At 44.5% G+C, this 16790-nt stretch carries 13 protein-coding genes and 1 pseudogene; 5 read left to right on the forward strand and 9 right to left on the reverse strand.

The features are described 5' to 3' along the window. Nucleotides 1–381: 381 nt before the first annotated feature. The 7 genes from OH455_RS17425 to dusA all read right to left on the reverse strand — a co-directional run bounded on the left by OH455_RS17425 (nt 382) and on the right by dusA (nt 7398). Complete coding sequence (locus OH455_RS17425) at nt 382–1158, reverse strand: phosphoadenylyl-sulfate reductase (protein WP_269982254.1); 777 nt, start codon at nt 1156–1158, stop codon at nt 382–384. Next, nucleotides 1151–2887, reverse strand: a complete 1737-nt coding sequence (cysI, locus tag OH455_RS17430) for an assimilatory sulfite reductase (NADPH) hemoprotein subunit (RefSeq protein ID WP_269982255.1) — start codon at nt 2885–2887, stop codon at nt 1151–1153. The genes OH455_RS17425 and cysI overlap by 8 nt, the downstream gene beginning before the upstream one ends. After that, the gene (locus OH455_RS17435; RefSeq protein WP_269982256.1) at nt 2887–4746 is read right to left on the reverse strand and encodes an assimilatory sulfite reductase (NADPH) flavoprotein subunit; all 1860 of its coding nucleotides are present in this window, start codon (nt 4744–4746) and stop codon (nt 2887–2889) included. Before OH455_RS17435 ends, cysI begins: the two co-directional genes overlap by 1 nt. 126 nt (nt 4747–4872) lie before the next feature. After that, on the reverse strand, nt 4873–5103 hold the full coding sequence (locus tag OH455_RS17440) for a hypothetical protein (protein WP_006963181.1): 231 nt from the start codon (nt 5101–5103) through the stop codon (nt 4873–4875). A 146-nt stretch (nt 5104–5249) separates the two neighbouring features. Further along, complete coding sequence (locus OH455_RS17445; RefSeq protein WP_269982257.1) at nt 5250–5924, reverse strand: TIGR04219 family outer membrane beta-barrel protein; 675 nt, start codon at nt 5922–5924, stop codon at nt 5250–5252. A gap of 92 nt (nt 5925–6016) precedes the next feature. Beyond that, a complete protein-coding gene (gene pspG / locus OH455_RS17450; protein WP_045974689.1) occupies nt 6017–6226 on the reverse strand; it encodes an envelope stress response protein PspG in 210 nt (69 codons plus the stop codon). A 170-nt stretch (nt 6227–6396) separates the two neighbouring features. After that, nucleotides 6397–7398 (reverse strand): tRNA dihydrouridine(20/20a) synthase DusA, encoded by a 1002-nt coding sequence (gene dusA / locus OH455_RS17455; RefSeq protein WP_269982258.1) that lies wholly within the window; start codon nt 7396–7398, stop codon nt 6397–6399. Between the two features lie 111 nt (nt 7399–7509). On the opposite strand from dusA, the pseudogene OH455_RS17460 reads away from it, so the two are divergent. The 5 genes and pseudogenes from OH455_RS17460 to OH455_RS17480 form a co-directional block, all read left to right on the forward strand. Further along, a pseudogene (locus OH455_RS17460) lies at nt 7510–7814 on the forward strand (site-specific integrase); the annotation flags it as partial. Nucleotides 7815–8604: 790 nt separating this feature from the next. Further along, a complete protein-coding gene (locus OH455_RS17465; RefSeq protein ID WP_269982259.1) occupies nt 8605–9642 on the forward strand; it encodes a response regulator in 1038 nt (345 codons plus the stop codon). A gap of 21 nt (nt 9643–9663) precedes the next feature. After that, on the forward strand, nt 9664–13281 hold the full coding sequence (locus OH455_RS17470) for a hybrid sensor histidine kinase/response regulator (protein ID WP_269982260.1): 3618 nt from the start codon (nt 9664–9666) through the stop codon (nt 13279–13281). Between the two features lie 166 nt (nt 13282–13447). Next, nucleotides 13448–13906, forward strand: a complete 459-nt coding sequence (gene zur, locus OH455_RS17475) for a zinc uptake transcriptional repressor Zur (RefSeq protein ID WP_205622465.1) — start codon at nt 13448–13450, stop codon at nt 13904–13906. Between the two features lie 15 nt (nt 13907–13921). After that, nucleotides 13922–14383, forward strand: coding sequence for a chemotaxis protein CheX (locus OH455_RS17480; RefSeq protein ID WP_006963190.1), 462 nt, complete (start codon nt 13922–13924; stop codon nt 14381–14383). Nucleotides 14384–14428: 45 nt separating this feature from the next. Here the strand turns inward: OH455_RS17480 and cysC are convergent, their stop codons facing one another. Continuing rightward, on the reverse strand, nt 14429–15046 hold the full coding sequence (gene cysC, locus OH455_RS17485) for an adenylyl-sulfate kinase (protein WP_269982261.1): 618 nt from the start codon (nt 15044–15046) through the stop codon (nt 14429–14431). 10 nt (nt 15047–15056) lie between these two features. Continuing rightward, the gene (locus tag OH455_RS17490; RefSeq protein WP_206371620.1) at nt 15057–16781 is read right to left on the reverse strand and encodes an SLC13 family permease; all 1725 of its coding nucleotides are present in this window, start codon (nt 16779–16781) and stop codon (nt 15057–15059) included. Nucleotides 16782–16790: the final 9 nt, after the last annotated feature.

A 16790-nucleotide genomic window follows, 5' to 3' on the forward strand; every position in this document is an offset into this window, starting at 1 on the left:
ATTCTTCTTTTGTGATTAACTTCACTTCGGAAGAGGCGGCCATTCTAGCGTTTTAAGTTTTAGTGTCAACCACTTTTTTTAAACTTTTTTCTTAAGCGTTTCCGCTTGACTAGTTAACCTATCGACTTCACTTGAACCCTTGTGAGCCCTTGCCCTGTCGACAAGGAGGCATTATAGAGATCGACATCACATTAGCAAGCGTTATTTTATGAAAATTGCAAAAATAACATTTAAACGCTGACTTTTCGCTCAAAGCCTTATTTATCCAACTTTACCCCAAAATAGCGAACACCATACCCACAGAGTTATCCACAATCGCTATTTTTTCAGGCAAAATAAAAGGCCGCATTGCGACCTTTCCTCTTATTATAGAAGAGCAGATTAGATGCCTGAGCCATCTTGCTCGCTGTCATCTTCATGGAGCCCACATTCTCGTTTAAGGCCGAAGAACCGAGTTTCTTCTTCACTCATTCCTGGCTCCCATTTCTTGGTTGTATGAGTGTCTCCAATGGATAAGTACCCTTCATCACGTAACGGATGATACGGCAAGCCATGCTGTTCTAGATAATAGTGAACGTCTTTGTTTGTCCAATCGATGATAGGCAGAAATTTAAACACGCCATTTTGAATCGTCAGAATTGGCAGGTTTGCTCGAGAATTAGATTGCTCACGGCGCAATCCTGAAAACCAAGTCCCCACTCTAAGTTCATCCAAAGCGCGACGCATAGGTTCCACTTTGTTTAAGCGATTGTACTGTTCAATTCCCTCTATACCTTGCGCCCACAGTTTTCCATAACTTGCCTCTTGCCATGCCGCACTCTGCTTTGCACGATAGACTTGAAGGTTAAGGTTCAGCTTTTCCGTAAGGTCATCAATAAACTGGTAAGTTTCAGGGAAGAGATAGCCAGTATCTGTCAATATGACCGGGATATCAGGCCTAGCCTCCGTGACTAAATGCAGCATCACCGCGGCCTGAATACCAAAGCTTGAGGAAACAGCGTGTGTTCCTTCCAGATTTTCTATCGCCCAGGAGACTCTTTCCTGAGCCGTTAGCTTTTCGAGCTCTAAATTAATTTCCGCAAGACGGAGAGTCTGCTCCGTCTTTGTTGCCGTTAAGAGCTCTGCTAACTTCAGTTTTAAAGCCACGGAGTTAAGCATAAAAGTCCCTCTTAGAAACGAACACTTCATCGACAATGCCAGCTCTGATCGTGAAGTCACCAAAGCACTCACCGTCGGTACGCTCTTTGGCCCATCGACCGACTAGCTGATCGATCTCTTCTAGGATCTGTTTGTCTGTGATGTTTTCTTTATACATCTTAGGTACGCGCGTACCGCCACGATTACCACCAAGGTGCAAGTTGTAACGGCCAGGAGCTTTACCTACCAGACCAATTTCCGCCAACATCGCACGGCCACAGCCATTCGGACAGCCTGTCACACGTAATATAATGTTGTCTTCTTCCGGCAGGCCGTGTTTCTTGAGAATGTCTTCAACGTCCGTAACAAATTCTGGCAAGAATCGTTCAGCTTCAGCCATTGCCAACGGACAGGTTGGGAACGCAACACAAGCCATTGAATTCTTACGCTGCTCACTAACGGTTTCATCCATCAAACCGTGTTCAACAGCGATTTTCTCAATTTTCGCTTTATTGCTTTTTGAGACTCCTGCAACAATCAGGTTCTGGTTCGCCGTCATGCGGAAATCCCCTTTGTGAATTTTCGCTATCTCAGCCACACCTGTTTTAAGAGGCTTACTCGGATAATCCAGCAAACGACCATTTTCAATAAATAGAGTCAGGTGGTACTTGCCGTCGATCCCTTCGACCCAGCCGACTCGGTCGCCACGTTCGGTAAATTCATATGGACGGCTTGCTTCAAACTCTACCCCAGCACGCTTCTCCACCTCTGCTTTGAAGACATCACTGCCCACTCGATCAAGCGTGTATTTAGTTTTGGCATTTTTACGATTCGACCGGTTACCCCAATCACGCTGGGTAGTAACGACTGCCGCTGCAACATCTAGCGTTTTCTCAAGAGGGATAAATCCAAAATCATCGGCACGTCTTGGGTAAGTAGAGGTATCGCCATGAGTCATGGCTAGGCCACCGCCCACCAATACGTTAAAGCCCACCAGCTTGCCATCTTCAGCAATCGCGACAAAGTTAAGGTCATTCGCGTGTACATCGACATCATTTTGCGGTGGTATCACAACGGTCGTTTTGAACTTACGTGGTAAGTAGTTGCTACCCAGAATTGGTTCATCATCCTGAGTAGTTTCTACTTTATCGCCATCCAACCAGATTTCTGCATACGCTTTAGTCTTAGGTAAAAGATGCTCACTGATTTTCTTCGCCCACTCGTATGCTTCTTGGTGTAGCTCCGATTCAACCGGGTTTGTAGTACACAATACATTACGGTTCACGTCACCCGCTGTTGCAATGGAGTCGATACCAATGCTATTAAGCGTCTGGTGCATCAGCTTGATATTTGGTTTTAACACACCGTGAAACTGAAACGTCTGACGCGTAGTTAGACGAATACTTCCATACAAGGAGTGTTCTGTTGCGAACTTATCAATCGCTAACCACTGACCTGGTTTGATAATACCGCCTGGCATACGTGCACGTAACATGACGTTATGCAATGGTTCCAATTTCTGCTTAGTGCGTTCATTGCGGATATCACGATCGTCCTGCTGATACATTCCATGGAAGCGAATCAGTTGGAAGTTATCTGCAGTAAAACCACCGGTGATACGATCTTGCAGGTCTTGCTCAATCGTGCCACGTAAGAAATTACTTTCTCTTTTTAGGCGCTCGTTATCCGCAAGGGGCCCTAACTCTTCGCCCAAGACAACCTGTTTATTATTTTCGGTAGAAGCACTCATTAGTAAACATCCCTTTGGTAACGTTTCGCTTTGCGGAGTTCGTTGATAAATTCTTCGGCATCATCACGTGATAGTTTGCCGTGCTGCTCTGCGACATGAATCAATGCTTCATGGACATCTTTTGCCATGCGTGTCGCATCACCACAGACATAGATGTATGCCCCTTCCTGAATCCATTGCCATACTTGTTCAGCGTTTTCCAGAATGCGATGTTGCACGTAGACTTTTTCTGCTTGGTCGCGACTGAAAGCCACATCAAGACGATTAAGCAAACCTGACTTTAGGTACTTTTGCCATTCAACCTGATAAAGGAAATCTTGGGTAAAGGTGCGGTCACCGAAGAATAGCCAGTTCTTACCATCTGCTTCTCGGTCATCGCGCTCTTGGATAAAGCTTCTGAACGGAGCGATACCAGTACCGGGGCCAATCATGATGACAGGGGTATTGTCATCTTGAGGTAGTTTGAAGTTATTGTTGTGTTCAACAAACACTTTAACTTCACCACCTTCCTCTAAACGATGAGAAAGAAAGCTAGACGCACCACCAAAACGCTTTTCATCTCCCTTGTCATATTCAACAAGGCCAACCGTTAGATGGACTTCTTCGTCCACTTCACTCTGACTAGAAGCAATAGAATAGAGGCGAGGTGTCAATCGGCGCAGTAAACCGACCAATTCTTCAGCGGATAGTTTGGTTTTCTTCTCAGCCAGGACATCGACCACTTGGGTGTTGGTCGCGTATTCGCGTAACTTGTTTTTATCTTCCACCAGCTTAAGTAGTTTCTTGCTACCCGATAGCTCTGCAAATTTGGCGACAAGTTGCGGGTTTGCTGACGTTATCTCATATTTACTCACCAGCGCACTGTGGATGGAAATACTTTCACCATCAACATCGACACTTTCCACACCAGACAGCCCTGCTTTAGCTAAGACCGCATTCGCAAGATCTGAGCTGTTCTCGAACCACACACCAAGTGCATCACCCGGTTGATATGTCAGGCCTGAGCCATCCAAGTCGATCTCGACATGGCGGACATCTTTACCTGAATCCCGACCAGTGATCTTCTGGCTTGTGAGCAAGGTTGCGGTGTAAGGGTTTTGCTTATTGTATGGCGAGTGGCCAGGTGCAGCTTGACCGACTGGCAGCTGCACAACTTCCGCTTCATTACCTGATGCCAACGCTTCTTGGACTTTATCAAGCGCGTTTTGACGCCACTCACTCGCGGGCTGTTCGTAATCAACATCACAATCAATACGTTCAATAAATGAGGTAGCGCCAAGTTTAGACAGATACGAGTCGAAATCTTTACCTGTCTGGCAGAAGAATTCATAACTCGAGTCACCTAGGCCAATCACACCGTATTTCAGATTTGGTAATTTAGGCGCCTTCTTAGACTGAAGGAATTCATGCAGCTCAATCGCATTATCTGGTGCTTCACCTTCACCATTAGTGGAGGCAACGATAATGACGTGTGTTTCCTTAGCAAGGTTCTTTCCTTTGTAATCGCTGGCATCAAACAGCTCAACTGCAATTCCTTGGGCCTTGGCTTCTTGTTCCAGAGCTTCAGCAACGCCTTTCGCGTTGCCCGTCTGAGAGGCAAAGATAATAGAAAGCTTGCCTGCAGGTTTTACGGCAACTGCCGCAGCCGCCTGACTAATAGGTGCTGCAGCACCCGCTGTTTGAGGTTGAGCTTGAGATAACCCCCAAAAATAACCGCTGACCCACGCTAACTGTTGCGGTGACAGTTCTGAGACTGTTTGTTTTAGCGTATTCAGTTGTTGATCATTTAAAGGAGCAGCGATTGACGGTAGTTCTTGTGGTGTGTTTCCTGGAGAGGACACGTTCTTGTTCAAAGACATGGTCTCGACATCCCTATTCATTGCGTGATGATAGATTAACCACTCCCTTTAATAACAAGAAAGAATAGAAATGAATGTTTTATAACTTTTGGAATTAAAGAAAGCCGAAAGTTTAAGCAGGTCTGATTACTTAGCTTCGACACGTACCTGTCTGAACCCTACAGCCATTGCTGACTTTGAAGCTAAATCCAGATCAAGATAGTGGCACTCCTCCCCATGAGAGTCGGTTAACAACACAAAGCCGCCACGTGCATGACGAAACTCGACAATCCAACTCCCTTCCTGCGCAGAAGGTTCAATGATGGCTTCAACTAACTGATTTTCTCGATAAAGGTTTCTAAGTTCATTGATCGTCATAGGAATCCTTTCTCTGAAGTTATTGTAAGAACCCTCAATAAGCATGGTCGAAAGACAAAAAACTGCTAAACGAAAAACGAAGATATAACGAATAGGCATAAAAAAACGCCGCGATATTACGCGGCGTTTTTTAATACTCTTGCCGTTTAGAAACTGTATTCGGCACCAAGGAAGACACCATTCGCCATAATAAAAGGCTTGCCCAACGTGCTATCCTCAATATTGGACTTAAATTCATCAGACTCAAGATCGATCACACGGTACCCCCCACGGAAAGTTACCGTTGAACTATTCAGTGGCATTCGATATTGCATACCTGCCATCAAGTCAGTGCTCTTGATACCGCTACTATCACCAAAGTTCATTTCACCAATGATGTCAAAATTTGTATCTGGCACTGTCATTTCAGCATAGCCATAGAATGCCCACAGCAATTTGTTAAAATCTTTCGTTTGACCCGTTTCGACGTTCTTGTGCTTTGTATTACTCATATCGCTAAACGTAATACCGGCATCAAAGTGCAGTAGGTCGTGTTCCATCACTTGGTAGTATAGCGTTAGATCCAGCTTGTCAAACGCCATGAACTCGTTATCAACGCTGGCTGTTCTGATACGTGCATTCGGTACATATTTAATGTCGTGCTCGATCGCTGCATAAACACTTGGAGTGACTTCTTTATCACGACGGATTTCATTTACTTCTGTGTCTACCCACCATGCTTCAGCACCTACTTTTGCAATCACAGAATCATCTGCCATTGCTGCTGAACTTGCCATCGACATCGCAGCTGCAGTAACAACCGCCAGTGCTGATTTGTTCATCTAAATTTAGCTCCTGAGCTCATTGAGGTAAGAGGTGTTGGAGCGATAGTATCACATTCTGCAAAGCGGTTTATGTCAAATTACTGCGCGGATTAACGGTGGCCATACACGTAGTTTTTGAAAAACCAAATACCCACAGCAATAACAATCAGCCACGGGATAAGTTTAATCACTGCCCCGACCATCCCGAGTAACACCATCACCATCAAAGCAAAACCCGCCGCAGCAAATACCGTGAACATAGTAAGACCCGTCACCAGCAGCGTTGCAATAAAGACCAATACAAAGATGAGTTCAAACATATCTTTCTCCTTAGTTATCTTTCACATTGCAGAAAGTAAGCCAAGTTAAAGAAAAATACATAACTATTTGATTTTAATAAAATAAAAAAGAGACGCTTTATAAAGCGTCTCTTCTATAGATTATCTTAGTTGGTCAAATTCACCACCCCAATACTATTAGGTGGTGAAATTTACACATTCAGCTCTTTAGGAATTTTACTCAGCGCCGTCTCTACCACTTCGATACCAGAACCTGGCTTGTGAGCATTCTCACTGATGTAACGACGCCATTGACGCGCTCCCGGCATATTCTGGAACAAGCCCAACATATGACGAGTAATATGACCGAGATACGCCCCTTTCTCCAGCTGACTTTCAATGTAAGGGTACATCTCTTCCACAACTTGAGTACGCTTCTTAACAGGCTTATCCAATCCAAAAATCTGCTGATCAACTTCCGCCAGCATATATGGATTCTGGTAGGCTTCACGGCCAACCATAACACCATCTAGGTGCGTCAAGTGCTCTTTGGTGTCCTCCAGTGTCTTAACGCCACCATTAATAACAACATTTAGGTGCGCAAAATCTTTCTTCAGCTGATAGGCACGCGGGTAATCAAGAGGTGGGATTTCACGGTTCTCCTTTGGACTTAGCCCAGAAAGCCAAGCTTTGCGTGCGTGAATAGTAAATTGATCACAGCCCCCCTTCTCGGAAACTATCGATACAAAGTCGGTCAGAAACTCATAAGAGTCTTGGTCATCAATACCGATACGAGTTTTCACCGTAACTGGCACATCCACCACATTACGCATTGCGGCAACACATTCCGCCACAAGTTGTGGCTCTGCCATTAGACACGCGCCAAAGCGACCATTTTGTACACGATCAGACGGGCAACCAACGTTAAGGTTGATTTCATCATAGCCACGCTCTTGTGCTAATTTCGCACACGTCGCCAAATCTGCAGGGTTTGAGCCACCTAACTGAAGTGCCACTGGGTGCTCCTGCTGGTTATACGCCAGAAAATCACCTTTACCGTGAATAATCGCCCCCGTCGTCACCATCTCGGTATAGAGCAAAGTTTCGCTTGTCAGCAATCGATGGAAGTAACGACAGTGTCTGTCAGTCCAATCGAGCATGGGTGCAATGGAAAAGCGGTTAGCCGCGTATTTACTAGTATTGTCAGGTTTCATAAGGTGTTACTCGAAATCTATATACTGCATATACATACAGCAAATTGCTAGAATTGCCTCAAATCACCCCCATATAGTACGCATATAGTACGTATAAATGGAGTAGGACAAATGGCGTCATTCAGCATTAAAAAACGAACACTGAGAAGCGGAGAATCACGCTTTACAGTAGACATCATAGTCAAAAAGAATTCGGCGATTATACACAGAGAATCGAAAACATTCAGGAAAAAGAACTCGCTAGAGCCTACGAAAATAAAAGGGGTAGAGAGTTAGAAGATCCGTACTCACAGCAACAAAAATCCGTACCTATATACGTACTACTAGACAAGTTTATGGAAGAACCTGATTTATGAGATAAAACAGACCGTACTAAGCTGTTCGTGATTAATATGCGGCGAGATGGTGATATTTCACGAACGAAAGGTAAGTTTCAGATAAAAAAAGAGCTGGCCCAAAAGTGAGTTGGGGGCCAGCACCGTTCCATGAAGCAAATGAAATGATTGACAAATTACCCATAGGGATTTTTATCGTAGATGAATACAATATGAAATCAATTGCATTGGTGGGGTTTCAACTATGTATCGAAAGATTTTGCGTATCACACCTAGATTTAGAGTAATTGTTCCACACACACTACTTCAGATGTGTGATCTGCAACAAGCCTAACTGTGCATAAAATTCACGCAAAAAAAAGCTGGCCCTTGGAGTTGGCAGCCAGCATAAACATTTGAATTGAAAATGAAAGATACATGAATGTTACAGTTTCATATCATCCCGATTAAGGACAAGAGCAACCATATGACAAGCATGATATCAACTCAAGCACATATGGCGATATATTTGGTTCAGACACAATGTTTTTGCCGTTTTCACTACTAACCACACAAATCACATACCATTTAAATGATTGAAAACATTAGGTTAATATAAACAAACTTATCTATTAAAACTTTTAGAAATAAACTTTTTCGAGCTGTATTCTAAACATTTTGTATGCCACACATCCTTCTATCCAAGCTTGGAAATAGCAAATGCGTCGACCATGGGACTTTCCTAACTGTTCTTGGTAAATCGGTAAATGTATCACTGTTCCAGTTATTTGACTCGTCTGATTAGCTAATTAGCACTGCAACTATCTATAAATATTCACTATTCTATCTGTAGATAGCCTATTAAGAGCGCATGGTAGAAGGATTTACTCATATGGCCTCTGATACATTAGACAAACCAACCGTACTGGTAGTCGATGATATCCCAGACAATATCCATACTTTGTCTGGCATTCTCTCCGATGAATTCAAAATCAAAGCCGCCACCAGCGGCGCGAAAGCTCTCAAGATTGCCAACAGTTCTCCACGGCCCCATTTGATATTGCTCGATATAATGATGCCAGAGATGGACGGCTATGAAGTATGCTCGCTCCTTAAGTCCAACCCACTTACATCTGATATCCCCATAATCTTTGTAACGGCTAAAGCAGAAGTAGTTGATGAACAGAAAGGCTTCGAGATGGGGGCCGTAGACTACATCACCAAACCTGTCAGCCCACCTATTGTTAAAGCTCGTGTGAAGACACATATTGCGCTTTACGATCAAAACTTGGCGTTATCGGTTCAAGTAAAGCAAAGAACCGAACAATTAGAGCGTAGTCGCCTCGAAATCATTCAACGCTTAGGCAGAGCTGCTGAGTACAAAGACAATGAGACAGGCATGCACGTTGTTCGGATGAGTCATTACTCACGCATTCTGGCTGAACAACTGGATGTCAGTAAACGCTGGGTCGAACTTGTCTTTCAGGCTTCTCCCATGCATGACATCGGCAAAATTGGCATCCCCGATAACATTTTAGGCAAGCCTGGCAAGCTAGATGGTGATGAATGGACGGTGATGCAAAAGCACGTCAATTTCGGCGCAGACATTATCGGAGAAAGTGACTCGCTCCTGCTACAGATGGCAAAAGAGATTGCGCTTTATCACCATGAAAAATGGGACGGTAGTGGCTATCCTCATGGTACTCGCGGTGAAGCGATCCCTTTAAGTGCTCGCATAGTGGCGATTGCGGATGTGTTCGACGCCCTCACCAGTGAACGTCCTTACAAAAAAGCGTGGACAGTTGAAGATGCAGTGACGTTGCTGGAAGAAGGTGCTGGCGCGCATTTTGACCCTCACCTAGTTCCTATATTCATCAGTCAACTAGATGAAATCCTCAAAATCAAAGAATCCTTCAAAGACGAATTTTAAGCGCTTCGGCTAAGGTAGAGAATGAATCAAGTACAGAACTATGCGCTCGACTCTAAGCGCATTCTAACCGGCTTTGTTATTGCTTCTGTGATGTTACTAATTGCTGGCAGCATAGGCTGGATTAGCCTTAACCAGCGCTTTAATACAGTCGATCAGTATGCAAGTAATGCCCAGCTATTATCGACCTTAGATAGCGTTAAGATGCTCGAGCAAAGCTACATTCGTCTGCCTCAGGATGAGATCTCAGATGACATTTACCGTCAGATAGATAAAGCTCAAACGCTATCAGACATCGTTATCGCCAACGGTATTGATGCACAGATTACAGGCTTGCTAGCGGATTATCGGCAGGAATTTACCCAGTACATCACACTCAGTCAGAATGAAACCACGACTCGTGAACAAATGAGCTCCATTGCCGAGCAGGCTTCTAATACTATCGATGTGATTCAACAGTTGCATGAAGATTTCATTGAAAACGGCATGGTAAGTATCGAGGAGCTGAGGGAGCAAGTGGATGAAGATTCAGATAGTGCGATTCGTGCCCACTGGCTGGTTGGATTAATTGCAAACTCACAAAACCACCAGAAGTCATACGTACTTACTAAAGACCAACAGGAACTTAACCAAGCACAGTTTGAGCTGAAGAAAATAGATCAACTCATCACTTTACTCGAAGGCAAACTAACCGAACAAACCAGTATCAATAAACTGATTTTGGTCAACAATGCTAAAAACCGCTATCTCAGCGCCCTCGTTCAGTTAAGAAGCTGGTCTAATGTTGGTGAAAAGCTCCAACAAAGTATTCTCAATCAAGTAAACCGTTCTGGTGACGAACTGGCTCGTTCAGCCACTGACTTAAGAAACCACCTTCAAGACATTCTCCGAGCATCGCAACAGGCCGTTTCAAGCTCTCAGATTGCCATCAGTGAGCGTCTTGCTGTCAGCTCTAATTTACTTGTTCTTCAATCTTCGATCAGTGAAGCACAACAACTCGATCGCGACTATTCACTGTCACTTTCACCAACACGCCAGAAAACGATTGCTGACCAAGTCAATGATTATCTGGAATATTCACTGCGCCTCCTCGATGGCCTATCAGCTCAAGTGCCGACCGATGAAGAAAAAATCAATGTCGACAAAATACACACACTGACCAACAGCTACTATACGTTGTTCAATCAATTAACTTCAGCACGCAGTATTACCTCACAGCAGATCGCCCAGTTAGAAACAACCTACGACCAACTACAGTCTTTCATTCAACCCGTTTACCAAGAGCAGCTAAATACGGTGGAAAATTCCGGTGCTATTGCCAGCTATCTAGCGATTGGTGGCGGTATCTTTGTCGTGACTTTACTGCTGCTGGGTTTACTCGCCCATAAATCTCATACAGCACTGGAACGTTTTGCCGATAAGCTAGCATTGGCAAGAGACGATGCCGATGCTGCAAACAAAGCCAAGTCAGATTTCTTAGCAAACATGAGTCATGAGATCCGCACACCGATGAATGCCATTATCGGCATGAGCTATCTTGCACTCAAAACGGAGCTTTCCAAGGCTCAACGTAACTACATTCAGAAAGTGAAGCTTTCCGCCGATTCCCTGCTCGGTTTGATCAACGATATCTTAGACTTCTCAAAGATCGAAGCAGGTAAACTGGATATCGAAAACGTAGACTTCCACCTAGAGAATGTTCTCGATAATGTTTCCAATCTCGTTGGTCTACGCGCGTCTGAACGTGGGCTGGAATTATTGATCCACATTGATCGCGATGTACCAACCGCCCTTGTTGGCGATCCTCTACGTCTAGGTCAGATCTTAATTAACCTAGCCAACAATGCAGTGAAATTTACTGAACAAGGTGAGATCAAAGTCAGTATTGCTTTAGAGAACAAAAACGGCAGCGACATCACTCTCAAATTCTCTGTAACAGATAGCGGTATTGGCATGACTCCAGAGCAGTGTAATAAACTGTTCAACAAGTTTACTCAGGCCGATAGTTCAACCACACGCAAATATGGCGGTACCGGGCTCGGGTTGGCGATCAGTAAAGAACTTTGTCAATTGATGAGCGGTGACATTGGTGTAACAAGCGAACAAGGTAAAGGATCGACGTTCACCTTCACCGTTCAATTAGGTGTTAGCCATGCGTTGAAGCAAGAGCAATTGTTGGTACCGAAAGAACTCGGTAAACTGAAAATTCTGGTGGTCGATGATAACGCTAGCGCCAGGCTGATTGTGGAAGATATTCTTGAATCCCTTCAATTTGAAACCGCCAGCGTCACCAATGTTGATAGCGCGCTTGATGAATTAGAAGAAGCCATCACCAACAAGCAACCTTATGATTTAGTGATTTCTGACTGGCAGATGCCAGTCAAAGACGGTATCGATTTAGCAGAAATCATGTGGGACAGACTGGCTGAGCCTGATCAGCCAAAACTCTTAATGCTGACAGCTTATGGCCGTGAAGAACTGACCGATGCCTTCGTCAATCGCCAGTTAACACCGCCATCAATCCTAGACAAACCTGTCACCTCTTCACATCTGTTCGATGCAATAGTGACACTTTATGGCGTTGAAGGCAGTCGTGTAAGCCGCAGTGATGTTGAAGAGCAAACACAACTGGCCAATGCCCAACAGCTCGCTGGTGCAAAATTGCTACTAGTCGAAGACAATGAGATTAACCAAGAGCTGGCCACCGAGCTACTTGAAGGCCAACAAGTACACGTGACGATCGCTGAAAATGGTCAGGTAGCGATCGATCTGTATAAGAGCCATGACTTCGATGGCATTTTAATGGACTGTCAGATGCCAGTCATGGATGGCTATGAAGCCACAGAGTTTATACGTCAAAAACTGGATGATAAACACATCCCAATCATCGCCATGACGGCTAACATCATGGAACGCGATAAAGAAAAAGCGAAGAACGCGGGCATGAATGACATCATCGCCAAACCTATTGATGTCGGCGCCATGTTCAGTACTTTGGCAAAATGGATTACACCTAAACACCCACAACAACTGGTTACGGGATCAGAACAATCTACTGGCCGAGTCCCCGGCATTGCTGGTCTTGATATTACTTCAGGCCTAACCCGTGCGAGTGGCAATGCCGATTTGTACACCAAGCTCATTCTGCGCTTTGCCAGCACCTATGCAGATACCAACGCTTTAAAAGCCGCTGTCACCGACGAAGATAGTGCAACACGCAAACGCAATATTCACTCTCTCAAAGGGGTAGCAGGCAATATAGGAGCGACTTCGCTGCACGAGCTTTGCCAAGAGCTGGAGCACGACAGCACAAATCAAGACTTACGCCAAAGAATGCTTAAATCAATCACCGCACTGGTCGAGAATATCCACGCCAGCGAACTCCACAGTGAAAAGCCTGCGGTATCTTCTGCAAATGGTATTTTCAATCAGGATTTGTTTGATCAGCTCAAACAAGCCGTCGATGAAAACGACACTCAAGCACTGTCTATTATGGAAGATATTGCATCAAGCTCTTCGGTTGGGTTGTCTGAATCTGACTTCGCCCAGCTAAATAATGCGTTGGAAGAGTTTGATTTTGACTTGGGGCAGGAGATTTTATCCAACAGAGCGCACAAAGTGAGTAATACCAATGCGCCGTAGCAGTATCGTTTTATTAACAGATAAGGTAACTTATAACACTCAAAGCAGCTCCAGTTGCCCTAACCACATCGAGAGTGGTTAACTCACTGACTGTATTATCAGAAAATGCCTCTTGATAAACGAAATCCATCGAGAAATGGTATATTATTATTAAAGTCCAATGGTTATGGTGAAAAATTTGGACCACAAGCTACTAAAGCAAATTGAAGAAATGTGTGCATCGCGAGGAGTTAGACTTACTCCTCAAAGAAAAAGGGTTTTTGAGCTGATTTGTTCCAGTCCTAAATCGTCAAGTGCATACGAGTTACTGGAAGAGCTGAAGCAGAGTGAACCTCAGGCGAAACCACCGACCGTGTATCGCGCACTCGACTTTCTCTTGGAGCAAGGATTTATACATCGTGTTGAATCCACTAACAGTTTTATTCAGTGCAGCTCTTGCAATGCTCATAAGCACTACTCACATTTACTGATTTGCGACAAGTGCAGCAATGTTATTGAACTTCAAGATGATAGTTTGGTAGCCTTGCTAAAGGATAATGCTGAAAAACATGGCTTTACGATCACAAACCACGTGATTGAATCTCATGGAATTTGTCAGTCATGTTCAAGTGAACAGACGGAATAAGAATAGAAGAAGATTATGCGCGCTGAATTTGTAAACCCGTTTTTAGCTTCTCTGATGAACGTTCTAAAAACGATGGCTTCTCTGGAATTGAAGCCACAGAAACCTCGAGTAAAAAAAGATGAGATTGCTCGTGGTGATGTTTCAGGTTTAATTGGGATGGTAGGTCAGCAGACACGCGGTTCTATGTCTATCACATTCGATGAAAATCTGGCTCTGGAAATCATGCAGAACATGTTAGGCGAACGCCCTAACGGTTTAAATGACGAAATTACCGACATGGTTGGTGAGATAACTAATATGGTCGCTGGCGGTGCAAAACGTATCCTTTCTGAAAGCGGCTTCGATTTTGATATGGCAACACCCATCGTCGTATCGGGCAAAGGCCACACTATCCGACACAAATGTGAAGGCGCGATCATCATCATGCCGTTCACATCTCAATGGGGTAATGCGTTTATCGAAATTTGTTTCGAGTAACACACCTTTCGATATAGAAAAAGCTTTCTTCGGGAAGCTTTTTCTTTATGCGATGATGTTTCTTTGTTTAAGTACAACTAAACAATCATCCACCAGCGAATCAATGGACTTCTCACCCGAAAGCAAGTTAATTTCAGGTTTCAGTGGCGACTCATATGTCGAGTCAATCCCAGTGAAATTAGTGATCTCTCCCGCGCGAGCTTTTTTGTACAGCCCTTTAGGATCCCGTTGCTCACACACTTCCAATGAGGTATTAACAAAGACTTCAAGAAACTCCCCTTCTGGCAGTAAATCCCTTACCAGTTGACGTTCTGCACGATGCGGTGAAATAAAAGCCGACAAAACAATTAAACCAGCATCAGCCATCAGTTTAGCCAACTCACCAATACGGCGAATATTCTCACGACGATCTTGCTCGGAGAAGCCCAGATCACTGCACAGACCATGACGCACATTGTCACCATCCAGCAGATAGGTGTGATAACCCAGTTCTGCAAGCTTGTTTTCCAACGCGCCAGCAACCGTTGACTTCCCTGCCCCAGATAAACCGGTAAACCAAAGCACAACTGGTTTTTGTTGTTTTAACTCTGCTCTGAAAGCCTTATCTATATTATGCTGATGCCAAACGATGTTTTCGTCTTTGGTCGGCGTTTCCGTAGTCATAACTCTGTCCTTAAAACGGGAAAAATTGAGGAATCAAAGCCAATACCAACACCGAGTAAACGATGGAGACTGGGATGCCGACTCTGATGTAATCCGCGAGCTTATAGTTACCTACACTGTATACAAGTAAGTTGGTCTGGTAACCATAAGGTGAAATAAAACTGGCGCTGGCACCAAATAGCACCGCCATAATGAATGGCATAGGATCGACGCCATACCCAATAGCCATACTGTAGCCCAGTGGAAACGCAAGCGCAGCAGCAGCATTATTGGTCACTAGTTCAGTCAGTATTAGCGTAAATAGATAAGTCGCGACTAAAGCCCCAAACGCTCCCCAGCCATTAAATGTCTCCATAAACATCTCACCCAATGTGGCAGATAAGCCAGAAGACATCATCAATTGTGCAATGGTTAGGGCAGAGCCCACAATGACGATGATGTCGACAGGGAAACGACGTCTAAGCTCCCCCATCTGAATCACACCGAAAAAAATCGCGGCTAGAAGAAAAATCGACAGACCTTTAATCAATGGAAAAACATTCAGCAATGCGGCTCCAATCACTCCTACAAATCCAAGTAAAACCAAACTTGATTTATTCTCATCAAGACGAGCACTCGAATCCAAGTCATTGACCAAAACAAATTCTTTGCGATGTGCCTTGCGCTCCTGCTCAAAACGCTTGCCTGGCACCAAGACTAAGGTGTCACCTGCGTTGAGCTCTATGCTGCCCAACCCCCCCTGCAGCCTTTCATGGCCGCGACGTATTGCGACTACCACCGCATCAAAGCGATCACGAAAATGAATCGACTTGAGGGTATTATTACAGAAGCTAGCCGAAGAGCTCACTACCACTTCAACAAAACTCTGACCATTTAGGTGGTGTTGACCGAACAGTGTCAGCCCTTGAATTTCCTGAAGTGTTGCAACGCTTTCAATATCACCACAGAACAATAAGCGATCTTTAGACTGTAAAACAAAATCCGGTTCCACCGATGGCATGGTTTTACCACCACGTACCACTTCAGCTAGAAACAGTTTTCTCAGTGCACGCAGGTTGTTCTCACTGATGCTTTTCCCCACTAAAGGCGAGCCTGGCTCTACAATCGCTTCAAGAAAATAGGGCAACTCTTCCTGCTGATGCTCTTCATAACTAGGAAGTAAATAGCTGAGCGGGATCAAGACCAATAGTCCACCTACCAGTACGGACAACCCGATCATAGTCGGAGTAAAAAAGCCAAGACTCGGCAGTCCAGCATCTTCTACAAAGCTATTGATGATCAAGTTGGTTGAAGTACCGATCAAGGTCAATGTACCGCCTAGGATCGCAGTGTAAGAGAGTGGAATAAGTAGCTTAGAGGGTGCATGAGCTTGATTCCGCTTGATAGCACCGATAAGAGAGACAACCACTGCGGTATTATTAGTGAACGACGACAGAAATGCCGTCGACAAACCCAGTTTGGCCACGACTGCACCAAGCTTACCCGTCGATAATGAACGACTGACCCAACTGATCAATCTGGTTTTTTCCAACGCGCTAGAGGCAAGGATCAACAAAACCAGCGTTAACAAAGACGAATTGGTAAAGTTAGTGGCAACATCGCCAATCTCAATCATCCCAGCAAGAAAAGCAATAAACGCTCCTCCTGCAAATATGAAACTTGGCTTAATTCGTGTTGTAATCAGGCACGTAATAATACCCAACAACACAGCCAGCACGAATCCTTGCTGCCACATCATGCTTTA

The sequence above is a fragment of the Vibrio sp. T11.5 genome (genome assembly GCF_027587155.1).
GTDB lineage: Bacteria > Pseudomonadota > Gammaproteobacteria > Enterobacterales > Vibrionaceae > Vibrio > Vibrio neptunius.

Bases quoted from the DNA above. Each gene is read 5' to 3' on its own strand.
- cysC (WP_269982261.1), bottom strand. From the start codon at position 15,046: ATGACTACGGAAACGCCGACCAAAGACGAAAACATCGTTTGGCATCAG.
- OH455_RS17490 (WP_206371620.1), bottom strand. From the start codon at position 16,781: ATGTGGCAGCAAGGATTCGTGCTGGCTGTGTTGTTGGGTATTATTACG.
- OH455_RS17465 (WP_269982259.1), top strand. From the start codon at position 8,605: ATGGCCTCTGATACATTAGACAAACCAACCGTACTGGTAGTCGATGAT.
- cysI (WP_269982255.1), bottom strand. From the start codon at position 2,887: ATGAGTGCTTCTACCGAAAATAATAAACAGGTTGTCTTGGGCGAAGAG.
- OH455_RS17445 (WP_269982257.1), bottom strand. From the start codon at position 5,924: ATGAACAAATCAGCACTGGCGGTTGTTACTGCAGCTGCGATGTCGATG.
- dusA (WP_269982258.1), bottom strand. From the start codon at position 7,398: ATGAAACCTGACAATACTAGTAAATACGCGGCTAACCGCTTTTCCATT.
- OH455_RS17470 (WP_269982260.1), top strand. From the start codon at position 9,664: ATGAATCAAGTACAGAACTATGCGCTCGACTCTAAGCGCATTCTAACC.
- pspG (WP_045974689.1), bottom strand. From the start codon at position 6,226: ATGTTTGAACTCATCTTTGTATTGGTCTTTATTGCAACGCTGCTGGTG.
- OH455_RS17425 (WP_269982254.1), bottom strand. From the start codon at position 1,158: ATGCTTAACTCCGTGGCTTTAAAACTGAAGTTAGCAGAGCTCTTAACG.
- zur (WP_205622465.1), top strand. From the start codon at position 13,448: ATGGTGAAAAATTTGGACCACAAGCTACTAAAGCAAATTGAAGAAATG.
- OH455_RS17440 (WP_006963181.1), bottom strand. From the start codon at position 5,103: ATGACGATCAATGAACTTAGAAACCTTTATCGAGAAAATCAGTTAGTT.
- OH455_RS17435 (WP_269982256.1), bottom strand. From the start codon at position 4,746: ATGTCTTTGAACAAGAACGTGTCCTCTCCAGGAAACACACCACAAGAA.
- OH455_RS17480 (WP_006963190.1), top strand. From the start codon at position 13,922: ATGCGCGCTGAATTTGTAAACCCGTTTTTAGCTTCTCTGATGAACGTT.